General features: G+C 56.4%; 26 protein-coding genes. 18 read left to right on the forward strand and 8 right to left on the reverse strand.

Going from position 1 to position 23,104, the window contains the following annotated elements:
• Positions 1-13 precede the first annotated feature (13 nt).
• The 9 genes from N675_RS06065 to N675_RS06105 all read left to right on the forward strand — a co-directional run bounded on the left by N675_RS06065 (position 14) and on the right by N675_RS06105 (position 5,681).
• A complete protein-coding gene (locus N675_RS06065) occupies positions 14-925 on the forward strand; it encodes a ComEC/Rec2 family competence protein (RefSeq protein WP_051914289.1) in 912 nt (303 codons plus the stop codon).
• Positions 922-1,167: a DUF3006 domain-containing protein gene (locus tag N675_RS06070; RefSeq protein ID WP_038038549.1), complete on the forward strand. Its 246-nt coding sequence runs from the start codon at positions 922-924 to the stop codon at positions 1,165-1,167. Before N675_RS06065 ends, N675_RS06070 begins: the two co-directional genes overlap by 4 nt.
• 62 nt (positions 1,168-1,229) lie before the next feature.
• Entirely contained in the window at positions 1,230-1,601 is a 372-nt protein-coding gene (locus tag N675_RS06075) for a LysM peptidoglycan-binding domain-containing protein (protein WP_051914291.1), read from the forward strand.
• 336 nt (positions 1,602-1,937) lie between these two features.
• Entirely contained in the window at positions 1,938-2,543 is a 606-nt protein-coding gene (locus N675_RS06080) for a DUF1684 domain-containing protein (protein ID WP_197066274.1), read from the forward strand.
• Between the two features lie 47 nt (positions 2,544-2,590).
• Complete coding sequence (locus N675_RS06085; RefSeq protein WP_038038551.1) at positions 2,591-3,013, forward strand: secondary thiamine-phosphate synthase enzyme YjbQ; 423 nt, start codon at positions 2,591-2,593, stop codon at positions 3,011-3,013.
• Positions 3,010-3,381 (forward strand): helix-turn-helix domain-containing protein, encoded by a 372-nt coding sequence (locus N675_RS06090; protein WP_051914295.1) that lies wholly within the window; start codon positions 3,010-3,012, stop codon positions 3,379-3,381. Before N675_RS06085 ends, N675_RS06090 begins: the two co-directional genes overlap by 4 nt.
• 70 nt (positions 3,382-3,451) lie before the next feature.
• Entirely contained in the window at positions 3,452-4,333 is an 882-nt protein-coding gene (locus tag N675_RS06095) for a sulfurtransferase (protein ID WP_038038553.1), read from the forward strand.
• A gap of 78 nt (positions 4,334-4,411) precedes the next feature.
• Entirely contained in the window at positions 4,412-5,032 is a 621-nt protein-coding gene (locus N675_RS06100; RefSeq protein ID WP_038038555.1) for a hypothetical protein, read from the forward strand.
• A 46-nt stretch (positions 5,033-5,078) separates the two neighbouring features.
• Entirely contained in the window at positions 5,079-5,681 is a 603-nt protein-coding gene (locus N675_RS06105; RefSeq protein WP_231577949.1) for an HDIG domain-containing metalloprotein, read from the forward strand.
• A gap of 184 nt (positions 5,682-5,865) precedes the next feature.
• On the opposite strand, the gene N675_RS06110 is transcribed toward N675_RS06105, so the two are convergent.
• The 5 genes from N675_RS06110 to N675_RS06130 all read right to left on the reverse strand — a co-directional run bounded on the left by N675_RS06110 (position 5,866) and on the right by N675_RS06130 (position 11,667).
• Positions 5,866-7,095, reverse strand: coding sequence for a polyamine ABC transporter substrate-binding protein (locus tag N675_RS06110; RefSeq protein ID WP_051914299.1), 1,230 nt, complete (start codon positions 7,093-7,095; stop codon positions 5,866-5,868).
• A 67-nt stretch (positions 7,096-7,162) separates the two neighbouring features.
• The gene (locus N675_RS06115) at positions 7,163-8,020 is read right to left on the reverse strand and encodes an ABC transporter permease (RefSeq protein WP_038038557.1); all 858 of its coding nucleotides are present in this window, start codon (positions 8,018-8,020) and stop codon (positions 7,163-7,165) included.
• Complete coding sequence (locus N675_RS06120; RefSeq protein ID WP_038038559.1) at positions 8,017-8,937, reverse strand: ABC transporter permease; 921 nt, start codon at positions 8,935-8,937, stop codon at positions 8,017-8,019. The genes N675_RS06115 and N675_RS06120 overlap by 4 nt, the downstream gene beginning before the upstream one ends.
• Before the next feature lie 12 nt (positions 8,938-8,949).
• Positions 8,950-10,056, reverse strand: a complete 1,107-nt coding sequence (locus N675_RS06125) for an ABC transporter ATP-binding protein (protein WP_038038561.1) — start codon at positions 10,054-10,056, stop codon at positions 8,950-8,952.
• A 183-nt stretch (positions 10,057-10,239) separates the two neighbouring features.
• Positions 10,240-11,667: a bifunctional folylpolyglutamate synthase/dihydrofolate synthase gene (locus N675_RS06130; protein WP_038038563.1), complete on the reverse strand. Its 1,428-nt coding sequence runs from the start codon at positions 11,665-11,667 to the stop codon at positions 10,240-10,242.
• Between the two features lie 67 nt (positions 11,668-11,734).
• Between N675_RS06130 and N675_RS06135 the strand changes: the two genes are divergently transcribed.
• The 5 genes from N675_RS06135 to N675_RS06155 all read left to right on the forward strand — a co-directional run bounded on the left by N675_RS06135 (position 11,735) and on the right by N675_RS06155 (position 17,265).
• A complete protein-coding gene (locus tag N675_RS06135) occupies positions 11,735-13,048 on the forward strand; it encodes a hypothetical protein (protein WP_156100830.1) in 1,314 nt (437 codons plus the stop codon).
• A 94-nt stretch (positions 13,049-13,142) separates the two neighbouring features.
• Positions 13,143-14,231: an iron-sulfur cluster carrier protein ApbC gene (gene apbC, locus N675_RS06140; RefSeq protein ID WP_038038567.1), complete on the forward strand. Its 1,089-nt coding sequence runs from the start codon at positions 13,143-13,145 to the stop codon at positions 14,229-14,231.
• A gap of 88 nt (positions 14,232-14,319) precedes the next feature.
• A complete protein-coding gene (fabF, locus tag N675_RS06145; protein ID WP_081886900.1) occupies positions 14,320-15,651 on the forward strand; it encodes a beta-ketoacyl-ACP synthase II in 1,332 nt (443 codons plus the stop codon).
• Between the two features lie 19 nt (positions 15,652-15,670).
• On the forward strand, positions 15,671-16,636 hold the full coding sequence (gene speB / locus N675_RS06150) for an agmatinase (protein WP_038038571.1): 966 nt from the start codon (positions 15,671-15,673) through the stop codon (positions 16,634-16,636).
• Positions 16,633-17,265, forward strand: a complete 633-nt coding sequence (locus N675_RS06155; protein ID WP_038038572.1) for a DUF1989 domain-containing protein — start codon at positions 16,633-16,635, stop codon at positions 17,263-17,265. Before speB ends, N675_RS06155 begins: the two co-directional genes overlap by 4 nt.
• Here N675_RS06155 and N675_RS06160 read toward each other — a convergent pair.
• Positions 17,262-17,600, reverse strand: a complete 339-nt coding sequence (locus tag N675_RS06160) for a hypothetical protein (protein ID WP_051914304.1) — start codon at positions 17,598-17,600, stop codon at positions 17,262-17,264. The genes N675_RS06155 and N675_RS06160 overlap by 4 nt on opposite strands.
• A 224-nt stretch (positions 17,601-17,824) precedes the next feature.
• Between N675_RS06160 and rpsU the strand changes: the two genes are divergently transcribed.
• From rpsU to N675_RS06180, 4 genes are all read left to right on the forward strand, one after another.
• Complete coding sequence (rpsU, locus tag N675_RS06165; protein WP_038038573.1) at positions 17,825-18,049, forward strand: 30S ribosomal protein S21; 225 nt, start codon at positions 17,825-17,827, stop codon at positions 18,047-18,049.
• Positions 18,050-18,110: 61 nt separating this feature from the next.
• A complete protein-coding gene (locus tag N675_RS06170; protein WP_081886901.1) occupies positions 18,111-18,464 on the forward strand; it encodes a hypothetical protein in 354 nt (117 codons plus the stop codon).
• A gap of 36 nt (positions 18,465-18,500) precedes the next feature.
• Entirely contained in the window at positions 18,501-20,309 is a 1,809-nt protein-coding gene (locus N675_RS06175; protein WP_051914305.1) for a DUF6909 family protein, read from the forward strand.
• A complete protein-coding gene (locus tag N675_RS06180) occupies positions 20,272-20,934 on the forward strand; it encodes a translin family protein (RefSeq protein ID WP_051914307.1) in 663 nt (220 codons plus the stop codon). Before N675_RS06175 ends, N675_RS06180 begins: the two co-directional genes overlap by 38 nt.
• 81 nt (positions 20,935-21,015) lie before the next feature.
• Here N675_RS06180 and N675_RS06185 read toward each other — a convergent pair whose 3' ends face one another.
• Positions 21,016-21,447, reverse strand: coding sequence for a ferritin-like domain-containing protein (locus tag N675_RS06185; RefSeq protein WP_038038574.1), 432 nt, complete (start codon positions 21,445-21,447; stop codon positions 21,016-21,018).
• A 78-nt stretch (positions 21,448-21,525) separates the two neighbouring features.
• Positions 21,526-23,001 (reverse strand): aminomethyl-transferring glycine dehydrogenase subunit GcvPB, encoded by a 1,476-nt coding sequence (gene gcvPB, locus N675_RS06190; RefSeq protein ID WP_038038575.1) that lies wholly within the window; start codon positions 22,999-23,001, stop codon positions 21,526-21,528.
• Positions 23,002-23,104: the final 103 nt, after the last annotated feature.

Here is a 23,104-nt window from a genome sequence, read left to right on the forward strand (position 1 = left end):
GTAGGGCGAACTAATGCCTCAGCGGAAGCGCGGGTACCCAAGACAACGTGCCAGCTATGGGCTTCTACTGCTGCTCAGCTGGCTGCTTTTTCTCAGTGGCTGTCAACCCTTCTCAAAGCCGGCAGCCATCTCGGCACGACTCACGGTTGCCGTCTTAGATGTTGGGCAGGGGCTGTCGGTCGCTGCCGTAACCGATGATGGTCATGCCTTGTTGTACGACGCCGGCAATGGCGCTTCGGATGTCCAAAACGTGATTATGCCGTTCCTGCGCCAGCATGGCGTGCAACGCTTGGACTATCTTGTCGTCAGTCACCCAGACCAAGATCACGTTGGCGGAATACCAGCAGTCTTATCGGCCATACCCGTTGGGTTGTTCCTTGATCCTGTCTTACCCACGACGAATCATGCGTATCTCCAAGCGCTGCAACTCGTCGCTTCGAAGCACATTCCTGTACAGCGTGCTCGGCGAGGACAGAGCTTCACTCTTGGGCAAGTCCGCGTTGAGGTACTCTGGCCGCGCGATCCGCTTATGCAGCAAGATGGCGCAGTCAGTGACAATGACAATGCTGTTGTTATTCGGCTTGTTCTTGACGATATTGCTGTCCTGTTGCCAGCTGACATCGAGGCCCCAGCAGAGTCGGCGTTGGTTGCTGCTGGAGCAGGCGCACTCCGCGCGAATGTGCTCGTTGTTCCACATCATGGCAGTCGGACGTCAAGCACAACGCCGTTTTTGGCGGCCGTCGCACCGAAATTCGCCATTATCTCGGTTGGCGCGCACAATGCGTATGGCCATCCGCACCCCGAAGCGATCGCGCGACTGCGCGCGGCCGGGGCAACGATCTTCCGGACTGACCAGGATGGTACAGTAACAGTATTGACCGATGGCCAGAGTCTTCAAGTGAAAACCGAGCGGGGTAAACCATGACGATGTTGCGCGCTACCCTTGACCGCTTTGAAATCGATACTGCCGGGCAGGCTATCGCGGTCCTTGTGTTTGACGATGGCCAGCAGCTGGTTGTCCCACGATCCCTGCTCCCGTCCGGTGTCCGGCATGGTTCAGTGCTGCAGATTCAGTTCGTGCTCGACCCGGATGTCGAGGCACAACGTCGTGCGGAGATTGCAGCGTTGCAGGAACGGCTCTTTGGTGAAGCGCCCTCCAGTGCATGACCTCTCTTGGCGGTAGCATGATCCTTGGGTGGAGATGTTGACGCAAGGCTGAGGCTGAACCGATGATGCCTATCCGACAGGTTGCAGCACTGCTCAGTTGCGTTGCTGCAATGGTGCTCGCAAGTTGCAGTTGGCCGGTGCATACAAGCAAGCCAACGCCAACAGCAGTGCCAACACCAACGCCGATCCCCGTGCTTGAAGTCGTGACGCCGACACCTGGGCCTGCCCTTCCGCCCGCTGGCACGCCAACGCCGCGACCTGGCGGTACACCGGCTGCTGGTACGTATGTCGTTCAGCCCGGGGATTCCTTGTTTACCATTGCTGCCCGGTTTCATGTTAGTGCCCAAGATTTGGCGGCTGCTAATCACCTGACAGATCCCAATACGATCCAGGTTGGTCAGGTGTTGATCATTCCGACTCCCAGCAGTCGGTGAGCAGAACGCTTTGCCCGTCGGTACGCCGTTTTTGGCTCGAGGAGTTGTGAAAAGAGAAGTGCTTATCTTGACGGGCAGATTGGGGCATGATACGCTCAGCGTGGTCGGTCTGAATATGACCGAGTAGGGTGAAAGGGGGTGATGCCCGGCATGAGTAGTAGCGAACGTCCGGGCGTCACCGCGGGGGTTACAGCTTAGTCTGTCACTATCCGCGGTGACGGCCCAAGAGACCGGAGGCCGGCTTTGAGAAGCCGGCCTTTGCTTTTTCGAGTCCTGATCGACATGCTTGGTATGCTTGTGCCAGTGGCAACGTACGAGGTGCACAAGGAGCAATCGATGCAGCAGGAAGAGCAGGTCTACCAGCAGCGGATTGCTGATTATCGCAGGCGGCGGGATGAGTTTTTCCGTTCTCATCCCAATTCGCCGCTGCTGCCTGAGCAGCGCGAGCGGTTTACTGGCCTGGTGTACTATCCAGTGAATCCCGCACTGCGCTTCGTTGTCGAGCTGGATCGAGAGTCTGGTTCGAAAGAGCCCGTCTATCTTGGTACGACGACAGGGGAGCCGAAGGCATTCATCCCCGCAGGGAAAATTCGCGTAGAGATTGAAGGGAAGCCGGTTGAGTTGACCGTCTTCCGAGAGGTTGGCCGAGGACGATATTTCTTGCCCTTCCGTGATGCGACAGCTGGTAGTGAGACGTACGATGTTGGTCGCTACCTTGATCCACAAGAAATGCCGGACGGCAAGCTTGTTGTCGATTTCAATATGGCCTACAACCCATACTGTGCGTATAACGACCGTTGGACGTGCCCCATCCCGCCGCGCGAAAATGTTGTTGATGTGCCCATTCGCGCGGGTGAGAAGAAATATCCTGACTATGTCTCAGTTGCCGCCTCTGAAGAAGCGCCTGGCCTTTTCCTTGAACTTGGGAAGCACGACGACTAACGTAATGTTGTCGATCAACAGACACGAACCCTGAAAGCGGGCCGAGGATGGGGCAGGTCTATACGAAGCGTATTCAAATCGCAACACGCGGGCATGATCAAATGCTTGATCTTACCCCGCAGGCCCAAGCAGCGCTTGCCGAAAGCGGCCTGACTGATGGGATCATCACCGTGTTTGTTGCCCATTCAACCGCGGCAGTGACAGTCAGCGAGTGTGAACCGGGCCTGATCGAAGATGTGCGGCTTGTTGCCGAGCGGCTTGCTCCGGAACACGAACGGTATCGCCACAATGCGTTGAATTTTGACGACAATGCTCATAGTCACCTGCGAGCGCTCGTCCTTGGGCCCTCTGTCACTGTCCCCTTTGCCGATCGCGCACTCTTGCTCGGGACATGGCAGCGCATTGTGCTAATCGATTTTGATACGCATCCGCGGCAACGGAATGTCGTCATTCAGGTGCTTGGTGTGTGAATAGTCAGGCTGTTTCTCCACTCATTCAAGCGTTGGCACACCTGCTCACACGGTGGCGTGGTGAACGCGGCTGGTCGCTGCGTGAGGTAAGCGAGCGCTCAGGTTTGTCGATCCCGTATCTGAGTGAACTGGAGCGTGCGCGAAAGGCTCCGTCAGTCGATGTCCTCGAGCATCTTGCTCGTGCCTATGGTGTTTCGCTTGCCGTACTCCTTCGCGAGTTGGCCTCGCTCCTGGATCGTTCGAGCGATTCACACTATCACTTGCATCCAGAACTTCGTGAAATACTTCCGCTGCTCACTGAGGCCGAGCAGGGGGAACTTGTACGCTATGCGCACTATTTACACTGGCGTCGTCAGCAACCGCAGTAATACGAAACGGCGTTGCGCATGATACGATGCGGCAATGAACGGCGAACGAGCTCGCGAGAGGATGTCATATATGCTACTTGAGCGTGAGGCTGTGCTTGTTTCGACAGATTGGCTCGCTCACCATCTTGACGATCCAGCTATCCGCATTCTTGATTGCCGCTATTACTTCGATGGGCGTGATCCGCGTGCCGAATACGCGCGTGGACATATTCTGGGCGCAATCTTCTTCGACTGGTATCAAGCACTCAATGACCTGTCGAATCCGATTGAATTCACGATGGCTCCCCCGCAACAGGTTGCGGATGCGCTCGGGGCACATGGCGTTGGCGATGAGCATCTCATTGTAGCGTACGATGATGAAGGTGGGCACTTCCCTGCGCGGCTCTGGCTCGTCTTGACGTGCTATGGCCGCGGCGATCGCGTACGGATTCTCGAAGGAGGCTGGACTGCCTGGGCCGCGGAAGGGCGGCCGATAAGTACCGATGTGCCCACAGTTGCCCCAGCGCGGTTTACGCTTTCTGGTGAGATTGATACGCGTCTCTTGGCAACGCTCGACGATGTGCGGCGCGCGATTGAAGCTGGTGACACTGCCCTGCTCGATGTTCGTCGGCTGACTGAATATACGGGTGAAGAGATTCGGGCAGCTCACGGTGGTCATATTCCCGGCGCGTTACATTGCTTCTGGCAGGACAACCTCAATTGGGATGGCGACCGACGCTTCCTCTCGCCCGACGTGATTCGTGAGCGTTATGCAATGCTCGGCATTACCCCTGAAACGCCAGTCATCACGTATTGTCAGGGTGGCGTGCGTGCGGCTCATGCGGCGTTAGCATTGATGCTCGCGGGGTTTCACAATGTGCGCGTGTATGAAGGAAGCTGGGCAGAGTGGGGCAATCGCGATGATGTGCCCATTGAAACGGGTGAGCCACGCTTGCCGTCTTCTCGAGCCTGATACTGGTACGCTAAGGCAGGAATCGACTAGGCTTAAGAGAGGACGCATGGTGGTGAAGTATGGAAGTGATGGATCCCGATGTGGCTGCTCATTCCACTTGTGTATCTGATGGCCTGGCGGCTCTGCCGGCGCTTTGATCAGGCATTCAATGAAACCGTGGCATGGAGTGTTGGTTATCTGATTACCGCGGCGATCATCTGGATTACCGATGTTGGTGGCATTGACATTCTCTCGGCCCGTCCTGACGGTCCAGGTGCTGTTGTTGCCTATCTCGGTGGCTTTGCCGGGATGTGGCTCAGTCACTACCGCTGGAAGCGACGTGGTGGGCCGCTCCAACCAGCGCGTGACCCTATCACCCGGGCGATTCGAGCGTTGCGCGTTGGGTTCGCTGGGACAGTCCGCCCGCGAGCCGCCCGGCCGGCGACTTCTGCTCACCCTCAGGTCACGGCGCGCGCACCCCAACGAACTCCTCCGCAGACTACTGCTTCGACCGGAGGCACGGCAAAAGCTTCCCCTGCACCAGCAACGCGTAAGACAACGTCAGCAACGCGCACTGTTCCCTTGAACAAGGCGATGGCTGCAGCAGTGCGTGCTGCTGGCACGAAGCCTGGTGGGAAGACAAATCGCTGGGCCCGGGCGATCAGTGCCTTTTTAGATGCTGACAGCGCACCATCACGTACGCGAACACGGAACCAGTGAGGGCCGACGCTCTGCTGCTCAAGTTGGCTAAGGGAGGTGGGCAACGGTGAGTGAGCAGCGTTTGCCGACGCGCCACGAGGCGTGGCAACTCGTAACGGAATACACTACGGCACCCCATCTGATTCGCCATATGCTGGCCGTTGAGGCAGCAATGATGGCGTACGCTCGCCGCTTTGGCGAGGATCCGGAACTCTGGGGCCTTGTTGGTCTCCTCCATGATTTCGACTACGAGCGTTATCCCGATATTAGCCAGGAGGGGCATCCGGTCGTCGGTTCGCGAATTCTCCGTGAGCGAGGGTATCCGGAGGTCGTCATTCGTGCCATCCTTGCCCATGCGAGTGAAGTGACGGGAGTGTATCCGGAAACCCCACTGGAAAAGACGCTGGTTGCGGTTGATGAACTAACGGGATTCCTCGTGGCGGTTGCCCTCGTTCGGCCCACGAAGAGCATTCTCGATGTTGAGCTGCCAAGTGTGAAGAAGAAGTGGAAGCAGAAGGAATTCGCCGCCGCAGTGAACCGCAAAGAGATTGAAGAGGCGGCAGCAGCGCTCGGAGTGCCACTCGACGAGCATATTCAAATCGTTCTTGACGCGATGAAAGCGATTGCCAGCGACCTTGGCCTTGAGCGCCAGCCGGTTGAGACACGGTGAGTGCTGCACTCCCCTGTGCCGCCGAGGGAAACGAAAGCCCGAGGGAGCCAGAGGCGAGCATTGTGCAGGGCGAATGACAACGTCGCGAGGACGTCATCCGGTGGGCCGCGGTTCAACCGCGGCCCACGCTGTTGGGATTGCTCTGTTGTGTCCTGGCGACGCGCTGTTGAGGTGAAGCGCAGTATTACGCTGTCTTTACTTCGGTCCAGAGTCGGTCGAACTTTTGGGTTGCCTCACCGATGTCTTTGATCCATTGCAGACGTTGCCAAACGTCCTGTGGTGGGTAGACCTTCGGGTCGTTCAGCATGCTCTCATCAATGAGCTTTTGCTCTCGTGCAGCTTTGTTCGGGCTAGCGTAGCCAATGTAGTTCGTATTGCGCCCGTTGACCTCTGGCCAGTTGAGGAAATCGATGAATACCATGGCAGTGTACTTATGCGGCGCGCTCTTGAGTACGCAAAGATTGTCTTGCCAGACTGTACAGCCTTCCTTCGGGATAACATAGGTGATCGTGCTCTTTTGGTTATGGGCTTGAATGTAATTTCCTGTCCAAAGATGCGCGAGTAGCGCTTCGCCGGAAACGAGTAAGTCAGTTTGGTTGTTGCTGGTATAGGCAAGCACTGCTGGTTTCTGCTGCATGAGCACGCTCTTTGCTTTCGCTAAGGCTTCGTCGCTGGTTTCATTGATTGAATAGCCGAGATACATCAGTGCTGCGCCAATGACCTCGCGCTCATCGTTCAGCATGACGATCTTTTTCTGCAAGGCAGGCTGTGGCTCGAAAACGTCTTTCCAGCTCGAAAGCTCTTGCTTGATTGCCTCCGTGTTATAGCCGAAGCCGGATGTGCCCCACATATAGGGCACACTGTACTTGTTTTCTGGATCGTAATACGGCTTGAGGTTATTCGGATCGATATTGGAAATGCTTTTAATCACGGAGTAATCAAGTGGTTCGAGCATGTTGAGCTTGATCAAAATGCTGACGGTGTAATCAGACGGGACGATGACGTCATACCCCGTTGCACCTCCTTGCAGCTTGGCGAGGAGGTCTTCGTTACTGTCATACGTGTCCTGGGTTACCTTGACACCAAAGATGCGCTCGAATTCATCTAACAATCCTGGTTCAATGTAATCTGACCAATTGAAGAAGTTGAGTTCTTTGGCTAGTTTGGTTTTGTCGACATAATCTGGGATTCCTCTGGCAATCGGACTTGGTTTGGCGGTTGCCTCGGTGCTTTGGGTTCCGCTTGCGCTGTTGCTCTGGTTCGACGACGAGGAGCCGCCACAGGCGCTGAGCAGCGCAGTGATTGCTGACATGCTCAGGCCAAGGGCAGTGAGCCGGCTAATCAGTTCACGACGGGTCATGCGCCCAGTCTGCCATTGGCGAAGGAGCCGCGCGATTGCCGCACTCCGTGTCATCTCCGACCTCCTTTATCCTTCTCTTGCCCGCGTTCAGCCTTCTGATATGCCTGCTTGCACGAGGAAATCAGCGTCGCCGTTGGAGAAGTAGCGATCCGAGGACGAGCGTAATCGAGGCGAGAAGCAGCACTGCCGAAATTGCGTTGACTTCAGGGGTAATCGTGCGGCGGATTCTGCCATAGATTTCGAGTGGCAACGTGGTTGCACCAATGCCTGCATTGAAGAAAGTAATGACGAAATCATCGATTGAGAGGGTGAAGGCGAGCAGTGCTCCCGCAATGATGCCGGGCATCAGTAATGGAAGGGTAATATGGCGAAGTACCTGCCATTCATTGGCTCCGAGGTCCTGGGCAGCTTGCTCGAGTGTGCGGTCGAAGTCGGCTAGGCGAGCACGTACGACAACGGCAACGAAGGGAAACGAAAACGCAATGTGTGCAATCGTGATCGTGCCAAGGCCAAACTTCAGGGTAAGTCCAACGAGGTCATCCAACCAGCGGAAGACCTGGTTGAAGAAGACGAGGAGCGAGATTGCCATAACGATCTCAGGAACAATGATTGGCAAATAGAGCGCACCCTCGACCGTCGTCTTGAGGCGAAAGCGATACCGGTCAAGCGCTAACGCCGTCATCGTGCCAATGATCGTTGAGACAATCGTCGAAATTGTTGCGATCACAATGCTGTTTTTAGCTGCCTCGAGAATTCGATCGTCCTGTAGCATCTGCTGATACCAGTCGAGTGTGAAACCGACCCAAACTTGCTGCTGGCGCGAATCGTTGAAACTGAACACGATGAGCACGATGATCGGTGCGTAGAGAAAGAGAAAGGTAAGCACAACGTTAAGGTCGAGCATGATCCAGCCAAGCGAGATGTGCCGTCGTGGCTTCACCAGTGCTGTTATTGGCCGGGGCATCGAGGTGCTGCTCATATAGGCCGTTCCTCTCCGGAGCGGAAGTAAATCAGCGTCGCGATCAGGACGATTGCCATCAGGATCAGCGAGATTGCAGAGCCAAATGGCCAGTGGCGAACCGTGAGGAATTGTTGCTGGATAAGATTGCCGATCATCACGACTTTGCCGCCCCCTAGGAGATCAGAGGTGACGAATGTGCCAACTGAGGGGATGAAGACCAGGATTGACCCAGCGATCGTTCCTGGCAGTGTCAATGGCCAGAGGATTTCTCGGAACACTCGCCATGCATTGGCTCCGAGGTCTTGAGCAGCTTCAGCAAGAGTAAAATCAAATTTTTCAATCGAGGCGTAAATGGGCAAGATCATAAACGGCAAGTAGCCATAGACCAGACCCAGCACAACCGCAAAGGGAGTAAACAGCATCGGGATTGGACGGTTGATGATTCCCAGCCACTGCAAGGCGGTGTTGATGAGGCCCTCGTTCCGGAGCAGAAACATAATCGCGTAGGTGCGTACCAGGAAGTTTGTCCAGAAGGGGATCATAACCAGAAGCATCAGCGCGTTGCGCCAGCGGCGTGGTGCTCGTGCCATGACAAATGCAAATGGATAGCCAATCATGAGGCAGATCACCGTAGCGAGGACCGAAAGCCAGATCGAAAGAAGGAAAGTGCGGATATAGAGCCAATCGAAGAACCGTCGGTAATTTTCAAGGGTGAAGTGCCAGACGATTTGGCCATATGTCCCGCGCGTTGCAAAGCTGTAGGCGAGCACAATGCAGAGTGGGAAGAGGAAGAAGAGCGTAAGCCACAGGATGCCTGGGCTGAGAATAACGCTCAGTTGCAGAAGCGGGCGGCGGCGCAGTACTTCTCCGATTGTTTCAGTAAGACGCGGTTTTGCCTGGACGGCTTTCTGACGAGCCTCTTCGGCAAGCGCCATAGCGGCATCCCCCTATTCAGTAAGTAGCCGTGCTGCCTCTGGTGCCCAACGCAAGACTACCCATGTGCCGCGGCGAACGGAATCTGGACTGTCGAGGCGGTTTTGGGCGTTCTGGACGCGGACTCGGATGGCTGTATGGTCATCGATGCGGACAAGGTAATGCGTGTCAGTGCCGATATAGACGATGTCCTGAACCGTCCCTGTGAGTGCTCCAGCCTCGTTCTGGCTGTCGCTCGTGGGAATGCAGAGGCGAATCTTTTCCGGGCGAATGGCAACCGTGACACGTTGCCCAGGCTGGATGCCGTGGTGCGTTTGCGCCAAAACTGGGAACCGGTCGCTAATAACGACGGTCGCGGTGTCGCGCTCAATGCGTGTCACTTGCCCTTCGAGGAAGTTTGATTCGCCGATAAAGTCGGCGACGAAGCGGTTGGCTGGACGTTCGTAAATTTCAAGCGGTGTTCCAACTTGGAGAACGCGCCCTGCGTTCATGACGGCGATGCGATCAGACATGGTAAGCGCTTCTTCCTGATCGTGCGTGACGTACAGAAATGTGATACCGACCGTTTCCTGCAAGCGTTTGAGTTCAAGCTGCATATCCTTGCGAAGTTTAAGGTCAAGGGCTCCAAGCGGCTCATCGAGGAGAAGAACCCGTGGTCGGTTCACCAATGCCCGGGCAAGCGCAACGCGTTGTTGCTGCCCACCAGAGAGTTGACGCGGATAGCGATTTTCGAAGCCACTGAGGCGTACAAGGTGCAGCGCTTCGCGTACTCGCTGGCGAATTTCGTCACGGGGTACGCCTTTCATTCGCAAGCCAAACGCAACGTTTTCCTCGACTGTCATGTGAGGAAAAAGGGCGTAGTTTTGAAATACGGTGTTGACATTACGCTTGAATGGCGGCGTGTTCCCAACGACGCGCCCTTCAATCAAGATGTCGCCACTGGTTGGAAGCTCGAATCCGGCAATCATCCGCAGTGTCGTTGTCTTACCACATCCTGATGGGCCAAGTAGGGAGAAGAACTCGCCCTGGTAGATTTGTAGCGAAACGTGGTCAACGGCCTTTACATGTTGATCAAACACTTTGGTCACATCGCAGAGCTCGACATCGACTGGGCGCTCCAAGCGCTCACTCCTCTCCCTCAGCTACCCAGCAGCCTGCGCCTGACGTTTGTGTGTATTCGATGTTGCCCCGAACGAACAAGCCTGCCGTTCGAGTACTTCCAGTCTTGCCTGGAACGACAGGTCATATCTTAAGCGCTTTGCTGCATTGTGTCTAGGGCAAGACGCACAACTTGGGTTGCCGCGTTATGAGCACGGTGCCTGGGTGACCGCTGGTGCTGGCCACGGAGTCGCAGCACAGATCATTGCCTCATGTGGATACCAGCGCTCACGCACTTGACCGACGAGATAGAGTGAGCCAGTCACAATGATCTGATCATCGGGGGCTGCGAGGGCAAGCGCTTGGGCGATGGCATCCTGCGGAAGCGGAACGATCTGCACGGGAACCTGGGCGTCAGCAAAGCAGCCCGCAAGGGCAGCTGGGTCTGCCGCTGGACGTTCAAGAGCTTGTGGTGTCGTCACAATGGCCATGGTGATATGTGGCGCAAGCAAGCGTGCCATCGTCAGTGCATCGTGCCCCTCCAATACACCAAAGACGAGGATGCGGCGCGATGGTTGAGGCAGGCAGGCAAGGCTCTCCAGTAGCCCGCGCATTTTGTCTGGATTGTGTGCGCCGTCGAGGATCACTGTCGGGCTCGTTTGCACAATTTCAAATCGACCAGGAATGCGTGCTTCAGCCAGGCCACGACGGACAACGTCTGTGGTAATTGGTCCACGCGGTAGATGGCCAAGTTTTTCCACTGCGGCCAATGCAGCAGCTGCGTTTGGTATCTGGAACTTACCGAGTAAGCCTAGTTGGAACACAGTCTTGCGCCGATAATCAAGGAGCCATGTTCCTGTCGCGTCACAACGCAACAGGGCATAGTCGTGCTCAGGCTGAACGATATCGAGTGGGGCGCCGACGGTCTCAGCTTCTCGACGAATAATCTCCAGCAGTTCTGGATCGGTAACAGTTGTCACTCCTGGACGGCCAGGTTTCAAGATACCCGCTTTATGCCAGGCAATATCGCGAATCGTTGGACCAAGCGTGCGCACGTGATCTAGCCCGACTGAGGTAATTACTGCAACTTCCGGCATGATGACGTTGGTCAGATCAAAGCGGCCGCCAACACCAACTTCAATCACCGCGATGTCGACGCGCTCTTCGGCAAAGGCCAGGAATGTGAGTGCAGTCCAACATTCCCCATAGGTTAGTCGCTCTTCGCCTCTGGCATTCCATCGTTGGATGGCTTGATCGAGTTCGGCGACGTATCGCGCAAAGCGGTCGGCTGGTAACAGGGCGCGGTCAAGCTGGAGCTTCTCAGTCTCGACTTGGAGGTAGGGTGAGGTGTGCAAGCCAACATGATAACCAGCAGCGGTTAGGATGCTTGCAATGAAGGTAGCAGTTGAGCCTTTTCCGGATGTGCCAGTAACGTGAACGGTCGGGTATGAATCGTGTGGTCGCCCAAGGAACTCGAGGAAGCGACGAAGGCGAGCCAAGCGGGCCTGAGCGCGAGCCCGAATTTGCTCAGGCGTTGCTCCAGGGGGTGGGGAAGGGGGGCCTTGAATTAATCCGTTGAGGTATGCTGCAGCCTGCTGGTACTGTGCCAGTAACTTGGCACATAGTGCTGTCACTGCATTGCTCCCTTCACCCCGGCAATACATCTATCGGGATGATTCTAGCAACCGAGCATGGCTACGGATGAGGAAGACGGCGCTGTTTCAGCATCACGCTCACACCCGCGACAGGACAGTTCAATCGCTCTGGCGTTCCTACACCCGAAGTGCTCTCGTGCTCGCAATCGCCACTGGCTTTCTCCTGGGGAGTTTCACAGCCTTGTTGGAGCAGCAGCCCGCTTCTGTGTCACTTGCGCTTACTCTTGCGCAGTTGCATGGCGAACTCCAGCTGATTGGCTTTCTCGGGCTTTTCACGCTTGGTGTCTTGTTTCACTTCTTCCCGCGTTTACGGGGTGTCGCCTCTCCACCGACACTGCTGCAACACATTGCACTCGTCGGGTTTGTCGTTGGGCTTCTTTTCCGCATCGTCGGCGTCCTGCTGCTTTCCGTTGGATGGATGCATCAGTGGAGCGCATGGCTGCACGTGCTCGCTGGAGGTTTCTTGCTCATCGGGGGAAGCGCAGCAGTGCTTACTGTTGGCTGGCTTTTGCGCCAAGCACCGCCGGCGGGGAAGACTGCCTCTCGCCTGTTTACGGTCACGGTTGCACTTGCCTCCTTGGCCCTTCTGCTTGCAGTTGCTGTGCTCGCGTGGGGATTCTTGCACATAAATGATGCGGGTGCTCTCCCTGCGCGGCTGGACATCATAGAAACTGCCCTACTGCTTGAAGGTTTTGTCGTCCCGATCGCGCTTGTGATGGCGACACGCCTCTTCCCGCTGTTTTTCCAGCTCCAACGGCCGCGTGAGCGCTGGGTGGCTGTGAGTGTCGGCTTGGTTCTCCTAGGGCTGGCCTGCCGCATCCTTGGTCTTTGGCAAGGCGGCTGGTGGGTATGGGGTGGTCAGGGACTCATTGGGGGTGGCATGCTTGTGGGCCTCGTTGGGCTGCGGCTCTGCGAACCGCGACGCCAACTCCCCCGTGCTGGGCGTCTGTGGTATCGCGATCCATTGCATTGGCTGTTGCTCTGTGCTCATGCTTGGCTTGCACTCGCCGGCGGGATATTACTCTGGCACGGGTTTCATTTCCGTCCCGCGCCAATGATGCTCGAGTGGCATCTTGTTGGTTTGGGGTATCTTGTGACACTGGTGTTGGCCGTTGGCTCGCACCTCTTGCCAGGGTTCCTTGGAGTCCGTTTGCGATCTCAGGCAGCCAGTTGGGTGTTGCTCGGACTCTCGCAAGGGGCAGTGCTGTGTCGGCTCATCCCCTTTGTTCCCATGTTGCCGCTCTCTTTCCGCCAGGCACAGGATGGAGCCGTAATTGCTGGCATGCTCGGCCTTCTCAGTCTTGCCCTGTTTTCGTGGAACACGCAGCTTTTCCGGCGTGTGCGTAGGGGGTCTCCATAGAGGAAACTTCATTGCCGAGATAGACGGGGCAAAGGTATTTCGATACTATTGGGTTCGGAAAGTTGATGGATCGCGCAGAAGAGAGGCAGCAGCGATGACGGAGCTGACACGCGAGCAAGTGATTGAGGCCTTGCGGCCAGTCTATGATCCAGAGCTGCGTCGCAGCATCGTCGACCTCGGTATGGTGAAAGATGTGCAGATTGATCAAGGGTGCGTGCGGGTGCACGTTGAACTGACCACGCCCGCGTGTCCGCTCCGGGCCCAGATTCAGCGCGACGTGCACGCGGCGATTGAGCAGTTACCGGGCGTGCAGCAGGTCGAAGTGACCTTCGGCGCTCGGGTTCGCGCTGCTGGGACGGGAATGCCCGATCGCCAGCCGATTCCTGGGGTGAAGAATACGATTGCCGTTGCGAGCGGTAAGGGCGGTGTTGGGAAATCGACTGTCGCGGTTAACATCGCTGTTGCCCTCGCGCAAGACGGTGCGAGCGTGGGGTTGCTCGATGCCGATGTCTATGGGCCAAGCATCCCGTTGATGATGGGTACCCGGGCCCGCCCGATGCTCGAGAATGACAAGATTCTCCCGGTCGAAGCCTATGGCTTACGGATAATGTCGGTTGGTTTCATTCTCGATCCCGAAAAGGCGCTGATTTGGCGTGGGCCGCTGGTTTCCCAGCTTGTGCGCCAATTTCTCCACGACGTTGTGTGGGGTGAGCTCGACTACCTGGTTATCGATCTGCCACCGGGGACAGGTGATGTTCAGCTCACGCTCGTGCAACAGATTCCGCTGTCTGGGGCGATTATTGTGACGACGCCACAGGATGTCGCTCTGGCCGATGCCATTAAAGGTCTGCAGATGTTCCGAGAAGTGAAGACGCCGGTGCTTGGCATTGTCGAGAACATGAGCTACTTTATCTGCCCACACTGTGGTGAGCGCTCCGATATTTTCGGGACGGGCGGGGGGCGACGAACTGCCGAGCGGTATGATGTCCCCTTGCTTGGTGAAATCCCGATCGATCCACTGGTGCGTGAAGGTGGCGATACTGGGCAGCCAATTGTGCTTGCGGCACCAGAGTCGCCAACGGCGCAAGCGTTTCGTGATGCAGCTCGCCGTGCGGCGGGGCGGCTTTCGATTGAGGCTGTGCGCAAGCCGCGTCGGCCGGTCCTCATGCTGCGTCGGAGTTAGTCCCTTCATCTGCTCCTGCGTTGCCAGCACGCTTCTGTTAGCATCACACTGAGAGTGTGGCTCCGGGTGATGCGGTGTGGGGGGCAACGTGAACTGTCACGAGTGTGGAGCACGATTACCAGCTGATGCGCGCTTTTGCCCGCAGTGTGGCCGACCAGTAAGCGGTGAGCGGCATCCGCGACGCGTGGTCGTCACTGGACTGGGAGCAGTTACGCCGCTTGGATTGACGGCAGAGGAAACCTGGCAACGGGTACGTGCTGGCCAGTCGGGCATTCAGCGGATCTCGCGGTTTGACCCCGCTGATCTTCCAGTGCAGATCGCCGGCGAAGTTCGCGGTTTCGTTTTTGGCGATTGGGTTGATCCGAAAACTGCCCGGCAGATGGCAATCTTTAGTCAGTATGCTGTCCATGCGGCAGGGATGGCGCTGCAGGACGCTGGGCTTGACCAGGGCGGCTTTGATCCAGCGCGCGCGGCTGTCGTCGTTGGCACCGGCGCTGGCGGCATGGCCACGATTATTGAAGCGCAGGATGCCGCAACGCGTCGCGGACTGATGCGCGTCAGTCCGCATTTCATGACAACCTTTCCGCATAACATGCCCGCCTATCACATTGCTCAGGCATTTCGGTTTCTTGGCCCAAGCTTGACTGTTTCCACAGCCTGTGCCACTGGCGCGCAGGCGATCGGCGAGGCGGTGATTGCAATTCGGCGTGGGCAGGCGGATCTTGCGCTAGCCGGCGGCACAGAATACGCGGTGTTTCCCCTGTTTCTTGCAAGCTTTGCCGTCCAGCGGGCGGCTTCGCCCGATAATGCATGCCCAGAGCGTGCGAGCCGGCCGTTTGATGCGACGCGCAACGGGTTTGTGGTGAGTGAAGGGGCCGGCATGCTCGTCCTTGAGTCGCTTGAGCATGCACAGGCGCGTGGCGCGCGCATCTATGCCGAAGTCCTTGGCTATGCTTCGAGTAATGATGGCTATCACCCGATTGCCCCCGAACCGGAAGGAGAAGGGGCGGCTCGCGCTATTCGTGCCGCCCTCGCTGACGCTGGCGTAACGCCAGATCAGGTTGACTACATTAATGCGCATGCTGCAAGTACGCCTTTAGGCGATAAAGCGGAAACGCTGGCGATTAAGCGAGCGCTTGGCGAACATGCGGAACGAATTCCTGTCAGTGCGCCTAAGTCGATGCTTGGTCATCTCATGGGAGCTGCAGGCGCGGTTGAAACCATTGTGACGATCCTTGCGCTCCGCGATCAAATCCTGCCCCCGACTATTAACTATGAGCATCCGGATCCTGACTGCGACCTCGACTATGTGCCAAATGTCGCTCGTCCAGCATCGATTCGCATTGCACTGAAAAACTCATTTGGTCTTGGTGGGCAGAATGCCTGCTTGGTCATACGTCGTTGGGAACAGGGAGTGTAAAGAGAGGAGCAGCCAAGGTATGCCACGTGGTTATGCTCCGGTCAGCGGGTTGGAGAGCCCACGGTTTAGCGGAATTCGAACCTTCGCACGCTTGCCGCATACGCGCGATCTTGCTGGTGTTGATGTTGCCATTGTTGGTGTGCCGTTTGATACAGGCGTGACGTACCGCGTTGGAGCGCGGTTTGGGCCGGCGGCAGTCCGCGAGATGTCAGCGATGTTGCGGGTGTACCACCCTGCACTCAACGTCAATGTGTACGATGTACTGTCCGTGGTTGACTATGGCGATGTCCCAGTTGTCCCGGGCTTTATCGAGGCAAGCTATGACCGCATTGTCGATGGCTTGCGCCCTATCCTTGCTGCTGGCGTTGTGCCGATCTGCATCGGCGGTGATCATTCAATTGCGCTAGCCGAACTGCGGGCTGTGGCAGAACGCTATGGCCCGGTGGGGATGGTGCAATTCGACTCTCACACTGATACCTGGGATGAGTACTGGGGGCAGAAGTACACTCACGGCACGCCGTTTCGCCGTGCTGTCGAAGAGGGCTTGCTCGATCCTCGCCGCGTGATTCAGGTCGGCATGCGTGGTTCGCTCTATGGGCCTGAGGATCTGGATCAGTCGCGAGACCTCGGCTTTGAAGTGTGGACAACGGATGACGTGCGACGTGAGGGCATCGCCGCTGTCGTGCAGGCGATCCATCGTCGGGTGGCGGACGGCCCGGTGTTCCTATCGTTCGATATTGATTTCGTTGATCCAAGTTTTGCGCCTGGCACTGGTACGCCAGAAATTGGCGGATTTACTAGTCGCGAGGCACAGGAATTGCTCCGCGGCCTCGTTGGACTTAAGCTTGTCGCCTGTGATCTTGTTGAAGTCCTGCCAGCACATGATCCTGCTGGTATAACCGCTCTTATCGCGGCGAATCTCATCTTCGAAATACTTGCGGTCCTGGCGGCGACACGACGTCAAGCGCAGGAGGCAGATGCATGACCGTGATTTCAACGGAGCATATTCTGTTTGGCCGCATTCCGCGGCGAGCGGCACAGCTACGCCCGTCTGCCCCAATGGCGTTTCCGATGACGAGCGGGCAGCTTTTGCAAATTACTGACCTTGAGGGCAAGCAGGTCGCTACCATGGTTGCGTTTGCTGCTCACGATCAGACTGAGTATCTCTCTTGCACCCAGACAAGGGCTGTCAACAACACGCTGATGCTCGAGCAAGGCATGGTGTTGGTCAGCAATCGGCGCAATCCGATGTTCGTTGTTGTCGAGGATACGGTCGGACGACACGATATTCTGCTCCCGGCTTGTGATCAGCGGAAGTATCTCGAAGACTATGGGCTTGTTGACCACCCGAACTGCCATGATAATCTCCTTGCTGCCCTGCGTGAACACGGATTGACCGTTGAGAGCCTTCCTGACCCGGTCAACTGGTTTATGCATGTTGGGTTCAAGGCGCGCGGCCGCCTTGAAATCCGTGAGCCCCTTTCTGAACCGAATGATTACGTTCTGCTTCGCGCATTAATGGACGTCGTTGTGGCGATCACACCGTGTCCGCAGGATCAAAATGCCAGCAATGCGTTTAACCCAACTGATATTCTGATTCGTGTCTATGACTAGTCCGTACGGTGAGCTGTAGAGGGCGAATGCGTCTGGCGTTGTGGAGTGTGATCAGCTGTTGATGTTGTCATGATCAGTTGATAGCGTGTGCGATACGGAATGCGATAATCGCGGAGCAGTTTTCGGACGTCAATCCGCCGGTAGCCTGCTGGGGTCTCCGGGCGAGCATGGCGTGAGAGTGCAAGCTTCGTTGGCAGCAGCGAACCAAGCTTGCCTGCTGCGACTGCCTCAGCAAGAATGGCGAGGTCAGCGCGGCCTGGAATGTCGTCAATCTCGTAGTCTGGCGGTTGACTGAGTGGATCTCTGTCAAGCCAGATATAGAGCTTTGCTGGCATTCGTACACACTCCTTGTGCTTTCTCGAAGGTCGATGCCGTTCCACCGTCCAGAGCGATTAGTACTGCCTGAAATGTATAATCTTAGGAGAGTCTCCGTGACTATGGGAGTTTTTCGTCTGTGCGGCATTGCGTGGTATACTTTCTTCTCGCGAGTCCGACGGGCTGGCCTGTCGGGTCGAGCACGGAACGTATGCACACGTGCGTAGAGGGGGCGTGAACAGCAGTGGCGAAGTCGGTACATGTCGAACTTCGCGAGAACGAGAGCTTTGAGGCGCTACTCAAGCGCTTCACGAAGGAACTGCAGAAGTCAGGCGTTCTGCGCGACTACCGCGCAAAGCGTCACTATGTAAGTAAGAGTGAGCAGCGCCGAGCGAAGATTCGCAAGGCAGAGCATCGCCGCCGTCGCAAGCTGGCCAAGCTGGCGAAGAAGGGGCAGGTTCTTCTCTAACCCCATACCTTGTCACGCTTCTGCCTTCTTGCTCGGTCGCTCAGGGTCGGAAGAAGATTGGGTGATCACGCCGAACGCTGAAGCACGAACAACGCCAACAAGTTCAACGCGAGCTTCGCTGTTGACAACGCAGACGTGGGTGTTGCCGACAGCGACGCTCGTATTCTTGGCATATCTGGCTTTCGTGATTGTCGGCCGGCTTTTCGCGCATCTTCCCTTTGTTGTCGTGCTCTTGCCAATCTTACCATCGTTTCTTCTCACCTGGTTTGCACTCGCGGTTGCCCTGACTGATATCGTGTCTCGTCCCTCGTTTACCACTGCGGCAAAGATCCGCTGGGCGGCGATTATCGCGCTCTTCAATGTTCTGGCGTTCTTGCCCTATTGGTTCTTTGTTGTTCGCCCTGGGCGGAAGTAGGCCGCTCCTGTTTAGTATCGCAACGGAGAGACGCGGGTGGACAACGCGAGGCAGACGGAGCTACCTGGTAAGCGCGAGGTTGATCTCTACGTCCAGACGTATTTGACGCTTCTCCGTACGTCAGGTCCCGTTCCGGTTGCCACACTTATTCCAGCACATCTTCAGAGTGCCCCGTTGCTCCATCAGGGTGCGAATGAACCTGATATTGATGCCGGGGCGTTTCTCTATAGTACGCTTCGCCTTCCCCGAGAAATTGTTTGGGTTGAGCACATTCTGTTTGGCCAGTCGGTTGCGAGTTTCGCTCGGCATGGCTATCGCGACATACTCAGTTGGCGACAGGTTACCGCACCTGGTCGTCGGCGTCGCTGGTATACGAACGATCAGGGAGTCCTCGCAGCCTTCGTCAGCTCGTCTTCTGACCTCGATGATGTTGTCCCAACCATCGTCGCCTGGCAGATCGAGTGGAATAAGTTGCACCGTATGTTTGAGGAGAATCCTGTACTACGGGACATCGTGCGCCAGGTGACACAAACGCAGGCCAACGCACAGCGTGAGGCAGACGAGCGACTGCGTGAAGCACTTGGATTATCAGCCTATGATTGGGGGAGACTTGCTCAGGCGTGGGGAGAGCAGTTCTGGGCAATTCTCGCGTTCGCGGCTGAGCAGCGGAAGCGACTCACAATCCAGTTGCTGCCAGGCGGTTATGCGGGCTATACCCGTGCTGCCCGTACCTGGTGGACGCCGATTGAGCGATATTTGCTTGAACATCAGTTGATGGATCGGCCGCTCTTCTTTGTTTCTTCCAACATGCACAGCATTGCAAATGTGCTGTCGGGAACTGCGCGTCGTCGCCAAGATGCGCTCGTGCGCTTTATTGAGCAGACTCGTCATCCTGAACTCTACCCTGAACTCGAACGTTTTCGAGCGGGGCAGAGCCGCAGCAATTGGGACAATTTGTTGTACTACACCGCGCGACTTTATTTTGCTGCCCATCCTGAGGAACGAGAAGCGCGGAATCGCGAAGAAGCAGAACGTGGTATCGTCACGATTAACCCTGAAGGCCCTGTTGATGTTGGGGTGCAGATCATCACGCTTTCGCAACTCTCTCCTGAGGACTTTGATCCTCGCCTCGGCCAACTCTCTCTCGATCGACTTGCGCATTGCCAAGCGGTGATCCTGAACATTAACTATCCTCTTGGTATGGGGGCGTATCATCTTCTCCACCAGATCGTTGCCAGCACTGAGCGGCTTGTTGGTGTCTATATCCTTGGCAAAGCGGCAACACTGAACGCACGGATTGGCGACGTCATGCTATCGGACGTCGTCTATGATGAGCATAGTGGGAATACATACTGGTTACGGAACTGTTTTAGTGCTGCTGACCTTCGACCATATTTGATTTATGGCTCAGCTCTTGACCACCAGCGTGCTGTAACCGTCTTTGGCACATTTTTGCAAAACCGCGGATACCTCGACTTCTTCTATCGCGAGAACTTTACGGTAGTTGAGATGGAAGCTGGCCCGTATCTCAGCGCACTCTACGAGGATCTCTTCCTGACACGTTACGGCACTGGCGAGCAGGTCAACTTGACGGCTGTGCCATTCGACCTTGGGCTGATTCACTACGCTTCGGATACGCCCTATAGTCGGGCGCACACGCTTGGCGCTCGCGGCTTGTCGTATTACGGCATGGATTCGACGTATGCTTCGACCATTGTGATATTGCGCCGCATTTTCCGTCAGGCTGGTGTGCTCATCGATACTAGTCATGCTTCCGACTGCATAGTCCAACCGCATGGAGGAGTGCATGGAACAACAACGGGCAGCGATTGTTCACATCGCTGAAACGCTGATCAGTCAACTGGACCTTCTCAACGACGCACGTGAGCGTGCGCTTGCGGTGACACGACAAATCACACGGCTGAGTGCGAATGCGGTGCGCGCTACCCACCGTGGTGAACGGGATGTTGCCCGGTCACTTCTCGCAGAGGCGGGGAATTTAAAGGATGCACTGACGGCTGATCTCCAAGCTTTCCCTGCCCTCTATTGGTCAGGGTATGTGCAAGACGCGTATAAGGAATATGCCGAGGCTCACATCACCGCTGCGCTGATTGCTGGCGATCCGGTACCGACCCCGGAAGCGCTTGGAGTTGAGCCAGCAGTCTACTTGAATGCACTTGGTGAAGCTGCGGGAGAACTGCGGCGCTACATCCTTGACTGCATTCGTCTTGGCGAACTCGCTCGTGCCGAGCAAGCATTGGCAATCATGGACGAAATCTATGGCATGCTTGTGCAGGTCGACTATCCTGATGCTGTGACCAATGGCTTGCGGCGCACAACCGATATGGTTCGCGGCGTTCTCGAACGCACGCGTGGTGACCTGACGCTTGCCGTTGAACAGCAGAAGTTTTCTGAGGCGCTTGCGCGTGCACAAGAGGCACTGCAGCGCACGGCGACGTCAGCAACGTAGCAAGTTCGGTGTAGGGATGCAGAAAGAAAATCCCCCCAGGCGGCAGTCTCGCCTCCCGGGGGATTTTGCATAGGATAACGGTTAGGCTCCGCGAAGGAGCTTTTCGGCCTCTTCCTTGTGTCGTGTCTCGTCAGAGATGATTTCTTGGATATCATTCGAAAGGCCGTAATCGCCGAAGTCCTCTGCTTGCTTCATGCGCTCAACATAGCGCTGGATTGTCTCGACCTCGGCTTGAAGAACGCGCTCTACCATCTCCTGATTCGTCTGCGCCTTGGGGACAGGCAATGCTTCATCGGTTGGTGTACCGCCAAGGGCGACAATCTTGTTGGCAAGGAAGAGCGCGTGCCGCAATTCGTCCTGAATCTCTTTCTCGAAAAACTCGGCGAGCTCAAGCCGATCGAGACCGGTGCATGACGCAGCATAGTGGATGTACATCGTGATAGCCTGCAGTTCGCCAGCAAGATCTTTGTTTAATCCCTCGATCAACTGTTGTGCAGTAACTTTCCCCGCCATCGCACTTCCTTTCCTTCATTTTCCGACCAATCGTAACTGTACCAGGTTGTGACATCGGTTGACGAGCTACTGGTCGACCTAGGATGATGCGGCAACCGCCTCGCGAGTCTGTGGCTCCCATCGCAGGTTCAGCTCTCGGTTAGCACGTACTTCGTCGAGGCGCTTGTAAAACGTGCGATGCGGCGCGTGCTGGACAAGTTCTGGATTGTGCTCGGCCTCGTCAGCAATCTGCAGCATGGCATCAACGAACGCGTTGAGTGTTTCGAGGCTTTCGGTTTCTGTCGGCTCGATCATGAGTGCTTCAGGGACGATCAGCGGGAAATAGACGGTCGGTGGATGCAGGCCGAAGTCAAGCAGTCGCTTCGCGATATCCATCGCCCGCACGCCATGTTGCTTCTGTCGGGTAGCTGAAAGGACAAACTCGTGCATGCATGGCCGGTCGTAGGCAACGTCATAACGTTCGCGGAGTCGTGCCATGAGATAGTTGGCGGCGAGGACCGCGTCTTCGCTCACCTGCCGTAGACCGTCAGCGCCATTCATACGGATGTAGGTATAGGCTCGTACGTGCATGCCAACATTGCCGTGGAACCCATGAATCTTGCCGATTGAAGCAGCTGGCCACTCCCATGTGTATTCTGGGTCACTGCCCTCATGGCGCACGACGATTGGCCCAGGCAGGAATTTGGCAAGATGGGCCTTCACGCCAACGGCGCCTGAGCCTGGACCACCACCGCCATGGGGTGTCGAAAAGGTCTTGTGCAGGTTAAAGTGCATAATGTCGACGCCAAGTTCGCCGGGCTTTGCAATACCCAGCAGGGCATTGAAATTGGCACCGTCGTTGTAGACGAGCCCACCAACGCCGTGGATGATGGCAACGATCTCGTCAATATGCTCATCCCATAAACCGAGCGTGTTAGGATTCGTGATCATCAGTGCGGCCGTGTCCGGCCCCGCAAGGCGGCGTAGCTCATCAAGGTCGACATTGCCGCGTGCGTCTGACTTCACCTCAACGACTTTGTAACCGGCCATTGCTGCAGTAGCGGGGTTTGTGCCGTGAGCGGAATCAGGAATGAGGACCGTTGTGCGGCCGTGATCGCCGATGCTATCGAAATAGGCGCGCGCAATCAGGATGCCGGTCAACTCACCATGTGCTCCAGCGGCAGGCTGGAGGGAAACAGCGTCAAAGCCTGCAATCTCGGCAAGATAGTTCTGGAGCCGATACATCAAGGCCAGGATACCTTGAACTGTCCGTGGGTCTTGCAAGGGATGAATCGCAGCAAATCCTGGGAGTCGTGCCAACACCTCATTGATCTTGGGGTTGTACTTCATGGTGCATGAGCCAAGTGGATAAAAATTAATATCGACCGCGTGATTGAACTGCGATAACCGGGTGAAGTGTCGGACGACGTCGATTTCGCTCACTTCGGGGAGGGGGAGTTGCTCTCGGCAGAGTTCAGAAGGGATCTCCTGTTCTGGCACATCGCACTCAGGAACCGAAACGCCCCGACGTCCTGGCTTGCTGAGCTCAAAGATCAATGGCTCAACTTGGAGCATAGCACCCTTTGCCTCTCCACAGGTCGCCGTCCAGTACTTTGTCTGTAGCGTAACATGCTTGCGTCACGTGCGACAATGAGCAACCGGAGCGGTCTGGTAGAAT

Source organism: Thermorudis peleae (genome assembly GCF_000744775.1).
GTDB classification, from domain to species: domain Bacteria; phylum Chloroflexota; class Chloroflexia; order Thermomicrobiales; family Thermomicrobiaceae; genus Thermorudis; species Thermorudis peleae.